The organism is Thermoactinospora rubra, assembly GCF_002093975.1.
Classification (GTDB): Bacteria; Actinomycetota; Actinomycetes; order Streptosporangiales; family Streptosporangiaceae; genus Nonomuraea; species Nonomuraea rubra_A.
In genome coordinates this window covers 26,841-40,533 of sequence record NZ_MSZZ01000022.1, presented here as the reverse complement: position 1 = coordinate 40,533, position 13,693 = coordinate 26,841, and the positions used below count along the sequence as shown (strand labels likewise).

Sequence of the window (13,693 nt, the reverse complement as noted above, 5' to 3'; positions counted from 1 at the left end):
AGTTCAGAGGGAGAAGACGGGGGCGAGCCCGGGCCAGTGCGCGGCCTCGCACAGCACCGGCGGCCGGTCCAGGGGCGCCGGGAGCGTGACCGTCCGCCCGCCGGGCAGGGCCGCGCCGGTCCAGACGTCCACCCACTCGCCGTCCGGCAGGTACACCGGCAGCTCGCCCACCCCCGGCTCGGTGACGGGCGCGACCAGCAGGGCGTCGCCCAGCCGGTACTGCAGCGGGTGCTCCCACACCCGAGGGTCCGCCGGGTGGTCGAAGAACAGGCCCCGCATCAGCGGCGGGCCGCCCTCGACGGCCTTGCGCGCCTCCCGCGCCAGGTAGGGCACCAGCCGCTCCCGCAGGTGGACGAGCCGGCGGAAGACCGGGACCACCCGCTCGTCGCCCGTCCGCTCCGCGACGTTCCACGGCGTGCGGTCCCGGCAGGGCTTGCGGTGGTGGTTGAACTCGGAGTGGTACTGCATGATCGGCATGAACGCCGCTGCCCCGGCGGCCCGCAGGTACAGCTCCGCGTCGGGCACCTCGCCGGAGAAGCCGGCCAGGTCCCAGCCCCAGTAGACGATCCCGCAGGCGGAGGCGGTGATCCCGGCCCTGATGGAGGACCGGAACGCCGCCCACGTGGAGTCCTCGTCGCCCGCCCAGAACGCCCCGTGCGGCTGCGACCCGGCGAACCCGGCCCTGCTGAAGGTCACCGGCGCCTTGCCGTACCTCCTGAGCAGGTCGCCGAAGGCGCGGGCGTAGTGCACGGGGAAGAGGTTGTTGCCGTCGGCGCCGCGGCGGCCGTCGGCGTAGCGCAGGTCGTGGCCCCAGGCGTGCTCGCCGCCGTCGGTCTTGAACCCGTCGACGCCCACCTCCTCCACCAGGTAGGCGCGCTTGGCCGTCCACCACTCGCGCACCTCCCGGCTGGACAGGTCGGGCATCAGGGCGAGCGGGAACCACCAGCCGCGGTTGCGGTACGGCCGGCCGTCGGCCTCCCGGACACCGTAGCCGCGCTCGACCAGCTGCCTGGCGTCCACGGCGGCCTGGTGGCGGGGATGGGGGCGCGTCTTCTGCAGGGGGATCTGCCACAGCAGGACCTTGACGCCGCGCTCGTGCAGCTCCTCCACCATGCCCTTGGGGTCCGGCCACGGGCCGTCGGCGGGGAAGGTGTAGTCGGCGTACCGGCGCGGCTCCTCGCTCGGCTCGTAGAGCGCGCCGCGGAAGGCGGTGAACGTCGTCTCGTCGCTCCACGCCTCGATGACCAGCGCGCCGACCGGGATGTCCAGCTCGCGGTGCCTGTCCATCTCGGCCATGACCCTGGCCTGGGTGTTCCACTCGTTGCCCGAGGCCCACAGGCGGAACACCCAGGCGGGCAGCTCGGTGGGGCGGCCGACGTCGTCGAGGAATCGGCGCAGGACGCCCGCCGGGTCGCCCTCATGCAGGCGCACCGTCAGCTCCGCGTCCTGGCCCACCTCGGCCTCCACGGCCAGCCGGTCCGGCCTGGCGGCGCCCACGTCGTACCAGGTCCTGCGCGAGGTGACCACGTGGAGGCCCCACGTGCCCGCCTGCCCGACGACCATGGCGAACGGCATGGGCAGGTAGGTGCGGCCGTGCTCGCCCTGCGCCTTGTACTGCTCGAAGACGACGGCGTCGAGGGTCCGGCCTCGCTGGTCCACGGCGTCGTAGCGCTCGCCGAAGCCGACCACGTGATCGGCCGGGCGCAGGGGAAGCTCGAACCGCACGCGCCGCGGCCCGTCCCCGTCCACCAGCCACCGCACGCTGCCGGGCACGACGCGGTCGGCGCCCTCGACGGTGAGCTTGCCGCCGGTGTCCTGCCAGCGGGCCGCGGTCGTCTCGAACCATCTGGTGGTACGGCCGGCCCCGTCGCTCCTCGTGGCGCGGAAGCGGTACCGGTAACGGCGGCCCGCGGCCAGGGGCGGCGTCGTGACGTGCCACGAACCGGCCAGCGCCCTGGTCGCCCGCGCCTGCGCCGCCGCCAGGTGCCCGCCGTCGCCCGGCGCCTGCGCGGCCCCCTCCCGGGCGGCCCTGGACAGGGGGAGCGTCAGCGGGTCCCCGCCGTCCACGACCCACTCGCAGACGACCGAGGTGACCTGGGCGGAGGCGCGGACACGCAGCTCCACGGGGGAGCCGTCCAGCGGCAGGGCCGGGACGCGCTGGTCCTCACTGTGCCGGTAGGGGTGGCCGGAGCCGAAGGGGCGGTGCCGGATCACGGGCGCACCCCCAGCTCGTCGGCGAGGATCAGGTACATCCCGTGCGACCACAGCAGCGGCGTGGCCACCGGTCCCCAGCGGTCCACCCACTCCTGCAGCCGCTCGGGGGCCAGCAGCACGTCCGACACCTGCTCCGGCAGGTCGCCCGAGGGCGTCGCCTGGGCGGCCATCCACTCCAGGTAGCGCGCCGCCTCCTCGCGGCGTCCCGCCCGCGCGTGGTTCCACCCGAGCAGGCCCGCCAGCAGCACCCACCGGCCGCCGCCGTAGAAGGTGTCCTCGAGGTAGCGGTGGACGCCCCCGCCGACCGCCAGCCGGCGCTCGATCTCGGCCACGGTGGCGGCTCCCACCGGGTGGTCGGGCGCGTAGAGCCCGAAGGGGACCACGCACGACAGGACGCTGGCGTCGACGGCGTCGCCGCCCAGCCATTTGCGCAGGTGCCCGGCGGGCGCGACGCCCTCGGCCGCGATCAGCTCGGCGATGGCGGAGATCGCCCGGCGCGCGGCCTCCGCGTCGGCAGCGGGCAGCACGCCGAGCCGTACGGCGGCCCGCAGGCCCGCGTGGACCGCCCCCAGCGTGGCGACGTGCCGCCGGTCGAGGTGCTCCTCCCACCAGTCGTAACAGGGCAGGTGCCAGAACGCCGTCAGGTAGCGCGCGGCCACCCGCACGGCCTTGTCCGCGCCCGGCACGGTCACGCCGTGCCGGGCGGTGTGCTCGGCCAGCGCCCACAGCCACGTGCCGTAGCCGTCGAGCTGGAAGTCCCACCACTCGTCGGTGCCGTCCAGCCCGTCGAGGGTGAACCGCGTGGGCAGCATCTCGGCGGGCGAGGGGGCGCCGGGCCGGGCGATGAGGGCCTCCACCTGCCCGGCCCGGTCGCCGACGACCCGGGCGCACCAGGCGTGGAACGCGGTCGCCCCTTCGACGGCCCCCTCGGCGTCGCCGTGCCTGCTCACCCCCTCGGCGATGAACGCGCCGTCGCGCAGCCACGAGTAGCCGCGGTAGGCGGAAAAGGTGGGCGAGGCCGGGTAGGCGCCCGTCGGGGCCTGGTGCCCGCGGATCACCTCGAGGCTTCGGGTCACTAGCGACACGTGTTCGTCTCCCTGGGATGGGACCGGTCGGGAAAGGGGTCAGGCCAGCAGCTCGTCGACCCTGGCGGCGGCGTCCTTCAGCGCCTCCTCGACGGGCTTGCGGCCGGCGGCGGCGTTGGCCAGCTCCTCGGTCACCGCGTCCTGCATCTCCTGCTGGCGCTGGATGACCGGGGGCAGCGCGATGGACTTCAGCGAGTCGAAGACGGCCTGCCGGTTGGCGGGCTTGGGATCCTTCAGGTAGCCCGCCAGGACCGACTGGTCGGAGACGGGCGGCAGCTCCCAGGAGGACTCGATGCGCGTGGTGGCGGCGACCTTGGAGGAGCTGAGGAACCTCGCCCAGGCGTAGGCCTCCTTGGCCAGCTTGGTGGCCGAGGAGGCGGCGACCGCGTTGTGGAAGACGGCGCTGGCCTTGGTGGCGTCGCCGGGCTCGACGACGACGTCCCACTCGAACGGCACGTCCTTCAGCCCGGCGAACTGCCAGATGCCGTTGTGCCACATCGCGAGCTTGCCGGACTTGAACAGGTTGGTGTCGTAGTCGGCGGTGCCGCCGATCTCGGCCTCGGTCGGCATGGTCTTGCCGACCTTGCCGACGAGCCACTTGGCCGCCTTGATCCCGGCCGGACTGTTGAAGGCGGTCTTCTTGCCGTCGGGCGACAGGAACTCCCCGCCCGCCTGCTTGAGCGCCTTGTAGAACTCGAAGAACTGCACCGGCTGGAAGTCGCCGTAGATCCCGGCCTTCCTGTCGGTGAGCTTCTCGGCGGCGGCCTGCTCGTCGGCCCACGTCCAGTCGGCCGTGGGCGGCTCGACCCCGGCCTTGTCGAACAGGTCCTTGTTGTAGAACAGCACGACCGTGGAGAAGGAGGCGGGCAGGGCGTACTGCTTGCCGCCGTGCTTGAAGGCGTTCAGCGACTCGGGGGCGTAGGCGGACACGTCGCTGTCGCCGCCGACGGCGCCGAGGTCGAGCAGGGAGCCGGAGGCGGCGTAGGTGACGAAGTTCTCGTAGTTCAGCTCGAAGGCGTCGGGGGCGGTGCCGCCCGCGATGCTGGTCTGGAGCTTGGTGAAGTACTGGTCGAAGGGCGCCGTCTCCACCACGACGTCGATCTTCGGGTTCTCCTTTTCGAAGGCCGCGACGATCTTGTCGAGGTCCTTCACGTGGTCGGGGGCGGCCGAGAAGGTGAAGTACCGCAGCGTCACCTTGCCGCCGTCGGCGGCGGGGGCCTTGGTCGCCGAGCCCTGGGAGCAGGCGGTCGTCGTGGCCAGCGCGGTGGCCAGGACGGCCAGCGCCAGGATTGTCTTGTTCATGGGGGACCTTCCGAGTGTTACTTGAGCCCGGTCTGGGCGACGCTGGCGATGACGTGCTTCTGGGCGAACAGGTAGAGGACGAGGATCGGGACGACGCTGACCACGGATCCGGCCATGACGACGTTCCACTCGGTGGTGAAGCGGCCGTGCAGCTCGGCCAGGCCGAGGGGGAGGGTCATGAACTCGGGCGATCTGATGATCACCAGGGGCCACAGGTAGCTGTTCCAGCTCGCCATGAACCCGAAGACGGCGAAGGTCGCCAGGGCGGGCCGGATCAGCGGCAGCACGATGAAGGCAAAAATCCTGAAATGTCCGGCGCCGTCGAGCACGGCCGCCTCGTCGAACTCCTTCGGCACCTGGGCGATCGCCTGCCGGAGCAGGAACACCCCGAAGGCCGAGGCGATGGTCGGCGCGAGCACGGCGAAGTAGGTGTCGACGAGGTTGAACATGCGCATCTCGATGAACAGCGGCACGATCAGCACCTGGAGCGGCACCATGAGCGTGGCCAGGTACACCGCGAACAGCGCGCCCCGGCCTGGGAAGGGCAGCCGGGCGAAGGCGTAGGCCGCCATGGCGCTGGTGGCCAGCTGCAGCAGCGTCGAGACGATGCCGATCCAGAGGCTGTTGAACAGGATGCGCCAGAACGGCACCGCCTCCAGCAGGCGGCGGTAGGCGTCCAGCCCCGCGCCCTCCGGCGTGAAGTCCGGCGGCGTGGCCAGCACGGCCCCGCCGGGCGTCAGCGACGTGATGACCGCCCAGGCGAAGGGGAACAGCATCACCAGCGCGCCGGCCGCCACCACGGCCAGGCCGAGGATCCTACGCATAGGTCACCCACCTCCGCTGGGCGCGCACCTGGACGAGGGTGACGAGCAGGACGACCGCGAACAGCAGCCACGACAGCGCCGAGGCGGCGCCGGCCTTCTGGTACTGGAAGGTGAAGGTGTAGACCTGCTCGACGACCACCTGCGTGGCCCCGCCCGGGCCGCCCCCGGTCATGACGTGCACCTGGTCGAAGACCTGGAAACCGTTGATCAGTGAGATGACGACCACGAAGAACGTGGAGGGCGACAGCAGCGGCAGCGTGACGTGACGGAAGCGCTGCCAGGCCGAGGCGCCGTCGACCCGGGCCGCCTCGTGGAACTCCTTCGGGACGGCCTGCAGCCCCGCCAGCAGGATGATCATCACGAAGCCGAGGTCCTTCCACGCCGAGGCGAGCACGATCGACGGCATGGCCCAGGCCGGATCGGTCCACCAGCCGGGGCCGTCGATCCCGACCAGGCCCAGCGCCCAGTTGACCAGGCCGGAGGCGGGGTTGAGCAGCCACTTCCACATCAGCGCCACGACCACCCAGCTGGTGATCACCGGGAGGAAGTAGATGCCGCGAAGCAGCGCCCGTCCCGGCATCGCGCGGTTGAGCAGCATCGCCAGGCCGAGGCCGCCGGCGTACACCAGCGGGAGGTAGCCGGCGATGAAGGCCAGCGTGTGGAGGAAGGCGGCCCTGGTGCCGGGGTCGCCCAGCAGGTCCGCGTAGTTGTCCAGGCCGACCCACCGCATCGGGGTGATGAGGTTCCACTCGTGCAGGCTCACCCACAGCGACCCGGCCATTGGGATCAGCGTGTAGAGGGTCAGCGGGACCAGGCTCGGGAGGAGGAACGCGGCGACGGTGAGGGCGTAGCGCAGGCGGCGTCCGCGTGGCGGGCGCCCGCCGGCGCCCGCGCGCCGCCGGCCCCCGGCCCGGCGGGCGGTGGCGCTCGCAGGGGTTTCGGTGGCGGTCATGGGGTGGCTCCGATCAGCCGGGCGCGCACGAGGCGGCCCTGCTCGCCGGCAGTCCCGGCCTCGTCGAACGGCGTGGCGAGCACCAGCGCGGCGGCGCCCTGCGCCCAGCTCGTGTCGTCCCAGCCCTCGACCTCGACGGCGATGTCGCGGCGTCCCGGCATGAGCTGGCGGCGCAACGCCCTCTCGAACCCCTCACGCCAGTGCGCCCACTCCGTGGTGCCCTCGCCGAGCACCACCACGACCTCCGGGTCGATGACGTTGACCAGCCCGGCCGCGGCGCGGCCCAGGATCGCGCCCGCCTCGGCGAACACCGCCTGCGCGCCCTCGTCGCCCGCGTCGGCGGCCCTGCCGAGCTCCCGCACAACCGCCGGCGGATCCTCGCCGGACCCGGCCGGCAGCCCCCGGGCCCGCGCGGCCGCCACCAGCCCCGCCGAGCCGACGAACGCCTCCAGGCACCCCGTCGCGCCGCACCCGCACACCGGCCCGTCCAGGTGCACCGGCACGTGGCCGAACTCGCCGGCGCCGCCGCGGGCGCCGCGGTAGACCCGCCCGTCCGCGACGATCGCCGCGCCGACGCCCCGGCCGATCGTCAGCACGAGGAAGTCGCGGTGGGTGCGGCCCCTGCCGTACAGGCGCTCGGCCACGGCCAGCGCGTTGACGTCGTTCTCGACGAGGACCGGCAGGTTGAGCCGGCGCCGCAACCGCTCGCCGACCGGCATGGCGGGCCAGCCCAGCGTGGGCGCGTGGACCGTGCCGACCGCCTGCTCGTCCACGCTGCCGGGCACGCCCACCCCGATCCCGAGCAGCGGCGGGGCCTCCTCGACCGTCTCGACGACGGCCGCGACCGCGTCGGCCAGCTCCTCCAGCGCGGCGGGCGAGGCCGGGTGGAAGGGCCGTTCCCACGAGCCGAGCACCTCGCCGTCGAGCCGGACGTCGACGATCACGAGGTGGTCGGCGGTGACCTTGACGCCGAGCGCGCGTCCGGCGCTGCCGACCAGGCCCAGGCGCTGGGCCGGGCGCCCGCCGCGCGAGGGCCGCAGGTCCAGCTCCTCGAGCATGCCGTACCGGATGAGCTCCTTGGTGAGCTGCGTGACGGTGGCGGGGCTGAGGTCCAGCTCGCGGGCGATCTCGGTCCTGCTGAGCGGCCCGACCGTGCCCAGGAGTGCGAGGATCGCCGTCCTGGTGAGGTCGCCCCGATCGGTGGCTGCCATCCGGATCACTTTCTTCGGAACTAAACTTAGTGCCGAAAGAATGAGGGCGCGGACGCCTCCCTGTCAAGAGCCGCAAACGCGGCAGGGCCCCTGCCGTGGCGGGGGCCCTGCTCGGAGGAGACGGAGGTCAGGCGGCGTCGGTGGCGCGGTTGCGCAGCGCCCTGCGCACGCCGTCGGCGCCCTCCATGATCATCCGGCGCAGCGCGTGCGGGACGTCGCCCGAGGCCAGGAACGCCTCGGCGGCGTCTACGGTCTCCTGCTCGATCACCAGCGCAGGGAAGCAGCCGTTGGCGAAGGTCTGCGCGCTGTCGAACGTCCACTCCCGGTAGACGCGCCCCACCTCGGCGAAGTACCTCTCCCGGTACGGCCTGAGCAGCTCGACGTGGTGCGGCTCCTGGAAGCCGCCGATCGTGCTGCGCAGGATCGCGTTGGCCAGCTCCCCTCCGGTGATCGACGCCCAGGCGGCCTCCTTGGCCTGCGGCGTCGGGATCGCGGCCCGGCACAGCGCCGCCGACCGCTCGCCCGAGGCCGTGGCGTCGCGCCGCAGCTCGGCCGCGATGTCGTGCTCGCCCAGCCGGCCGCCCGCGACCAGGGCGCGCGTCAGCGTCCAGCGCAGGTCCGCGTCCACCGACAGCCCCTCGGGCACGGCCGAGCCGTCGAGGATGCCCTGCAGGTAGTCGAGGTCGCCGGCCGAGATCGCCACCTGCGAGAGGGCGTTGACGTAGGCGAGCTGGTGGTCCGAGCCGGGCTCGGCCGTGGCGAGCAGGGAGCGCAGGGTCGAGGCCAGCAGCGCCAGCCCCTCGGCCCGCCACGCCGGGTCGGCGTACTGCTGGGTGGCCAGCCGCGCCTGGTTCAGGATGGCCTGCAGCACCGTGATGTCCTTGACCGTGCCCACGCCGGAGGCGACCAGCTTGACGTAGTCGCGGGCGCGCATCTCCCCGTCGCGGGTCATGTCCCAGGCGGCCGACCAGCACAGGGCGCGGGGCAGCGACGCCTCGAAGGCGTTGATGCCGCCGCCGACCAGGGTCTCCAGCGACCGGTCGTCCAGGCGGATCTTGGCGTAGGTCAGGTCGTCGTCGTTGAGCAGCACCAGGTCCGGGCGCTCGACGCCCACCAGTTCGGGCACGGCGGTCCTGGCGCCCACCACGTCGAGCTCGACCCGCTTGGTGCGGGTCAGGACGCCGTCCCGCAGGGAGTACAGGCCGACGGCCACGCGGTGCGAGCGCAGCGTCGGCCAGTCGGGGTGGGCCTCCTGCAGCACCTCGAAGCTGTCGAACCGGCCGTCGGTCACGGTGAAGGAGGGCCGCAGCGTGTTGACGCCCGCCGTCTCCAGCCACTCCTTGGACCAGGCCGACAGGTCGCGCCCGCTGGTGCGCTCCAGCGCGCCGAGCAGGTCCATCAGCGTGGTGTTGCCCCACTTGTGGTCGTTGAAGTAGTCGCGCACCCCGGCCAGGAAGTTCTCCAGCCCCACGTAGGCCACCAGCTGCTTGAGCACGCTGGCGCCCTTGGCGTAGGTGATGCCGTCGAAGTTGACCTCGACCGCCTGCATGTCGGGGATGTCGGCGGCGATCGGGTGCGTGGAGGGCAGCTGGTCCTGCCGGTAGGCCCAGGTCTTCTCGACGTTGGCGAAGGTCGTCCAGGCGCCCTGGCCCCACCTGGTCGCCTCCGCCTGGCACAGCACGCTGGCGTAGGTGGCGAACGACTCGTTCAGCCACAGGTCGTCCCACCAGCGCATGGTGACCAGGTCGCCGAACCACATGTGCGCCATCTCGTGCAGGATCGTCTCGGCGCGGCGCTCCACCAGCGCGTCGGTCACGCGGGAGCGGAAGACGTAGTCCTCCAGGAACGTGACGCACCCGGCGTTCTCCATCGCCCCGGCGTTGAACTCCGGCACGAACAGCTGGTCGTACTTGCCGAACGGGTAGCGGATGCCGAAGACCTTGTGGAAGAAGTCGAAGCCCTGCCGGGTGATCTCGAAAATGTTGTCGGCGTCCAGGTGCTCGGCCAGCGAGGCCCGGCAGTAGATCCCCAGCGGGATGCCGTCGTGCTCGGACCTGACCTCGTGGTACGGCCCGGCGCACAGCGCGGTGACGTAGGTGGACATCACCGGCGTGGGCGGGAAGTGCCAGCGGCCGTTCTCCACGCTGTCGGGCGCGGCGTTGGAGACGACCTTCCAGTTCTCGGGCGCGTGCACGGTCAGCTCGAAGGTGGCCTTCAGGTCGGGCTGGTCGAAGCACGCGTACATGCGGTGCGCGTCGGCCGTCTCGAACTGCGTGTAGAGGTAGACGTTCTTGTCGACCGGGTCGACGAAGCGGTGCAGGCCCTCGCCGGTGCGCATGTAGGCGCAGTCGGCCTCGATCCGCAGCTCGTTGGTCTCGGCGATCTCCGGCAGCGGGAAGCGGCCCTTCTCCGCGTCGTAGGTGGACACGTCGAGATCCGTGCCGTTGAGCGTGACCTTGTAAACGTTTGCGCCATGCAGGTCGATGAAGGTGGACGCGCCCGGCCGCAGCCCGGTGAAGCGGACCGTGGTGACGCTGTCGAAGCGTTCCTCACCGACCCGCAGGTCGAGCTCCACAGCATACGACTCGACCTTCAGCAACCGGGCGCGCTCTCGTGCCTCGTCCCGGGTCAGGTTGCCTGCCACGATCCGCTCCTGTTGTCGTTCATGGAATATCGTCCTCGGTGCTCAAGGTTATTGCTTGCCATGACAGCGAAGACCCCCGTAGACCTTTGGTTCGATCCTTTCTGCCCCTTCGCCTGGATTACGTCACGATGGCTCCTCGAAGTTGAGAAGGTTCGCCCCATCGAGCCTCGCTGGCACGTCATGAGCCTGACCGTGCTGAACGAGGACAAGGACGTCTCCGACGACTACCGGGCCAAGATCGCGCGGTCCATCGAGGTCGTCCGTGTCGTCGCCGCCGCGCAGCAGAAGTACGGCGACCACGTCGTCGGGCCGCTGTACACCGAGCTCGGCACGCGCCTGCACAACCAGGGCCTCATCGACCAGCCCGGCCGCCTGCCGGAGACCGTCGCCGACTCCCTCGCCGCCGCGGGCCTCGACGTCGCCCTGGCCGAGGTCATGGAGTCCGACGAGTACGACGAGGTCGTCAGGGAGTCCCACCACGCGGGCATCGGCCTGGTCGGCCAGGAGGTCGGCACGCCGGTGATCGCGGTGGAGGGGACGGCGTTCTTCGGCCCCGTGCTGAGCCGCATCCCGCGCGGCGAGGAGGCCGGGCGGCTGTGGGACGGCGTGCTCACCGTGGCCGGCTACGAGTTCTTCTACGAGATCAAGCGGTCCAGGACGGCGGAGCCGGCCTTCGACTGAGCCCTCTCGACGCGCCATCCTTGCTGAGAGTTTCCCGAGATCTCCGACATCTCCTGCCGGCGTGGCCGCTCCGCCGTACCCTGCTGGAAGGAAGGACAGCGCGGGCGGCCCGCACGGCCGGGCGGGCTCGCTTTGTCCGGGAAGGCGCGTAAGGATGGGGGCCATGCGTCAGCTCTATGTCAACGGGGCGTGGACCGCCTCGGCATCCGGTGAGGGCGTCGACGTCGTCAACCCCGCCACAGAAGCGGTCATCGACCGCGTGCCCGCCGGCTCCGCGTCCGACGTGGACGCCGCCGCCCGTGCCGCCCGTGCCGCCTTCCCCTCCTGGTCGGGTACGGCTCCCGCCGACCGCGCCAAGCTCCTGGCCGCCGCCGCCGACCTGATCAGGCAACGGGCGCCCGAGCTGGCCCGCACGATCGCCACCGACATGGGCGCGCCGTACGGCTTCGCCCTGAAGGTCCAGACGCTGATGCCGGCCGGCGTGCTCGCCTCCTACGCGCAGCTCGCCGAGAGCCACCCCCGCGAGCGGCGCGTCGGCAACTCGCTCGTCGTCAAGGAGCCCGTGGGCGTCGTCGGGGCGATCACCCCCTGGAACTACCCGCTCCACCAGATCGTCTGCAAGGTCGCCCCGGCCCTGGCCGCCGGGTGCACGGTCGTGCTCAAGCCCAGCGAGGTGGCGCCCCTGGCCGCCTACGCGCTGGCGGAGATCTTCCACGAGGTGGGCCTGCCCCCGGGCGTCTTCAACCTCGTCAGCGGCGTCGGGCCCGTCGTCGGCGAGGCGATCGCCACCCACCCCGAGATCGACATGGTCTCCTTCACCGGCTCCTCGGCGGTGGGCCGCCGCGTCGCCGCGCTGGCCTCCGAGACCGTCAAGCGCGTGGCCCTGGAGCTCGGCGGCAAGTCCGCGACGATCATCCTGCCCGACGCCGACCTCGGCGCCGCCGTCAAGGTGGGCGTCGCCAACGCCTTCGTCAACTCCGGCCAGACCTGCTCGGCCCTGTCCCGCATGATCGTCCACCGCGACCACTACGACACGGCCGTCCAGCTCGCCGTCGAGGCCGCGCGCAAGTACACCGTCGGCGACCCCTTCGCCGAGGGCACGCGCCTGGGCCCCCTCGTGTCCGAACGGCAGCGCGACCGGGTGGTCCGCTACATCAACCGGGGTCAGGAGGAGGGCGCCCGCCTCGTCACCGGCGGCACCGAGCCCCCGCTCGAACGGGGCTACTACGTCGAGCCTACGGTCTTCGCGGGCGTCGAGCCGGGGATGACGATCGAGCAGGAGGAGATCTTCGGGCCGGTCCTGTCGATCATCCCGTACACGAGCGAGGACCAGGCGGTCGCGATCGCGGACGGCACGCCCTACGGCCTTTCGGGCGCCGTCTGGGCGGGCTCGGAGGAACGGGCCGTCGCGGTGGCCCGCCGCCTGCGCACCGGCCAGGTGTCCATCAACGGCGGCTCGTTCAACCCGCAGGCCCCCTTCGGCGGCTACAAGCAGTCGGGACTGGGGCGGGAGCTGGGCGAGGAAGGGCTCGAGGAGTACTTCGAGACCAAGGCCCTGCAGTTCTAGGCGTCTAGTCGGAGGAGGTCCGGTCACGGCCGTCAGCCCTGGCTGAACGCCGCCTCCCGCAACATGTTGTCCAGCGACACCCGCGCCGCGTCGCTCACCATCCGGTCGTAGGTGACGACGACCGAGACGCCGTTGTTCCACATGGCGAAGAAGGCGCTGAACTCGTTCGGCGTCGTCGCCGTCGACCGCCAGTTGCCGTGGTGGAAGAGGTTCCGCCCCTTCGGCGCGTGGACCACGTACATCCCCAGCGACGCCGTCGGCGAGGCGGCCGACCCCATGGCGTCGATGAACCGGTGCGCCGCCGGGCTCATCAGCCGCGACCTCTTGTCGTACGCCCGCGCGAACATCGCGTAGTCGACCGCCGAGATCTCCCACCCGCCGAACGCGCCCATGGCCCGCGTGCCCGGGCCGATGCGCCCGTTCGCGCCGCGCGGGGCCAGCGCCATCCGCCGGCAGTAGCTCTCGTACGGCTCGCCGCTGACGACCTGGATCACATGGCCGAGCAGGGCGTAATTGACGTTGTTGTAGGACTCGGCCGCGGGGCGGGCGGCGAGCGGCCGGGACAGGGCACGGCGGATGAGGATCACGTCGGAGGAGTCCGCGTTGGGGATCCCGGCCAGCCCGGCCTGCGACGGGTCGAACGTGATGCCGCTGCGGTGGCGCAGAAGCTCCTCGATCGTGATGTTGCGGGCGATCCGGGCGGCACGCGGGCCGATGGTCAGGCGCAGGCCGCGGATCGAGCCGAGCCGCGTGCCGAGGCCGAGGCGGCCGTTGTCGACGAGCGACATGACGCACACGCCGGTGATCGCCTTGGACAGCGACGCCACGTTGGCGGGCGACTCGGCCGACATCTCGTTGTAGCCGTAGGAGCCGACGAGGTCGTTGTCGCGCATCACGGCGAGGCCCGCGTTGCTGACGCCGTTCGCGTACATCCACGAGCGGAGGGCGGCGTTGACGCGGTCCTGGACGCTGGCCGCGCTACCGGCCGCGGTGCCGGTCTCGGCGACGGCCGGAGCGGTGGCCGCCGTGGTGACGGCCACCGCCGCGGCGGCGAGGCACGTCGCCCAGCGTCTCACCTTGCCGAGCATGCGTGACGACGGGACGGGATGGTTCATGTCTGGCTCCCCTGGTGCGGTTGGTGCCCTCCCGTGATAGCCGTCACCGCCTGCAGCCCGCTTGCATCCCTCCGTATTCGCCCCCCATATCGGGCGAG

10 protein-coding genes are annotated in these 13,693 nt (G+C 72.1%); 2 read left to right on the top strand and 8 right to left on the bottom strand.

The window, feature by feature from the left end:
- Window positions 1–3: 3 nt before the first annotated feature.
- From BSB02_RS21795 to pepN, 7 genes are all read right to left on the bottom strand, one after another.
- Entirely contained in the window at window positions 4–2,214 is a 2,211-nt protein-coding gene (locus BSB02_RS21795) for a glycoside hydrolase family 31 protein (RefSeq protein WP_084961249.1), read from the bottom strand.
- Complete coding sequence (locus BSB02_RS21790) at window positions 2,211–3,290, bottom strand: glycoside hydrolase family 15 protein (RefSeq protein WP_158088697.1); 1,080 nt, start codon at window positions 3,288–3,290, stop codon at window positions 2,211–2,213. The genes BSB02_RS21795 and BSB02_RS21790 overlap by 4 nt, the downstream gene beginning before the upstream one ends.
- Window positions 3,291–3,338: 48 nt before the next feature.
- The gene (locus tag BSB02_RS21785; RefSeq protein WP_084961245.1) at window positions 3,339–4,601 is read right to left on the bottom strand and encodes an ABC transporter substrate-binding protein; all 1,263 of its coding nucleotides are present in this window, start codon (window positions 4,599–4,601) and stop codon (window positions 3,339–3,341) included.
- Between the two features lie 17 nt (window positions 4,602–4,618).
- Window positions 4,619–5,425 carry a carbohydrate ABC transporter permease gene (locus tag BSB02_RS21780; RefSeq protein WP_084961243.1) on the bottom strand — a complete coding sequence of 269 codons (807 nt, stop codon included), beginning with the start codon at window positions 5,423–5,425 and terminating at the stop codon, window positions 4,619–4,621.
- Entirely contained in the window at window positions 5,418–6,377 is a 960-nt protein-coding gene (locus tag BSB02_RS21775; RefSeq protein ID WP_084961241.1) for a carbohydrate ABC transporter permease, read from the bottom strand. Before BSB02_RS21775 ends, BSB02_RS21780 begins: the two co-directional genes overlap by 8 nt.
- Window positions 6,374–7,588: an ROK family transcriptional regulator gene (locus BSB02_RS21770; protein ID WP_084961239.1), complete on the bottom strand. Its 1,215-nt coding sequence runs from the start codon at window positions 7,586–7,588 to the stop codon at window positions 6,374–6,376. Before BSB02_RS21770 ends, BSB02_RS21775 begins: the two co-directional genes overlap by 4 nt.
- Window positions 7,589–7,715: 127 nt before the next feature.
- A complete protein-coding gene (pepN, locus tag BSB02_RS21765; protein WP_084961237.1) occupies window positions 7,716–10,232 on the bottom strand; it encodes an aminopeptidase N in 2,517 nt (838 codons plus the stop codon).
- Between the two features lie 60 nt (window positions 10,233–10,292).
- On the opposite strand from pepN, the gene BSB02_RS21760 reads away from it, so the two are divergent.
- Together BSB02_RS21760 and BSB02_RS21755 are read left to right on the top strand one after the other, a co-directional pair.
- Window positions 10,293–10,913: a mycothiol-dependent nitroreductase Rv2466c family protein gene (locus tag BSB02_RS21760; RefSeq protein WP_084961235.1), complete on the top strand. Its 621-nt coding sequence runs from the start codon at window positions 10,293–10,295 to the stop codon at window positions 10,911–10,913.
- A gap of 163 nt (window positions 10,914–11,076) precedes the next feature.
- Window positions 11,077–12,480 (top strand): aldehyde dehydrogenase family protein, encoded by a 1,404-nt coding sequence (locus tag BSB02_RS21755; protein ID WP_206184820.1) that lies wholly within the window; start codon window positions 11,077–11,079, stop codon window positions 12,478–12,480.
- A gap of 32 nt (window positions 12,481–12,512) precedes the next feature.
- Here BSB02_RS21755 and BSB02_RS21750 read toward each other — a convergent pair whose 3' ends face one another.
- Window positions 12,513–13,595, bottom strand: a complete 1,083-nt coding sequence (locus tag BSB02_RS21750; protein ID WP_143590985.1) for a serine hydrolase domain-containing protein — start codon at window positions 13,593–13,595, stop codon at window positions 12,513–12,515.
- Between the last annotated feature and the right edge of the window lie 98 nt (window positions 13,596–13,693).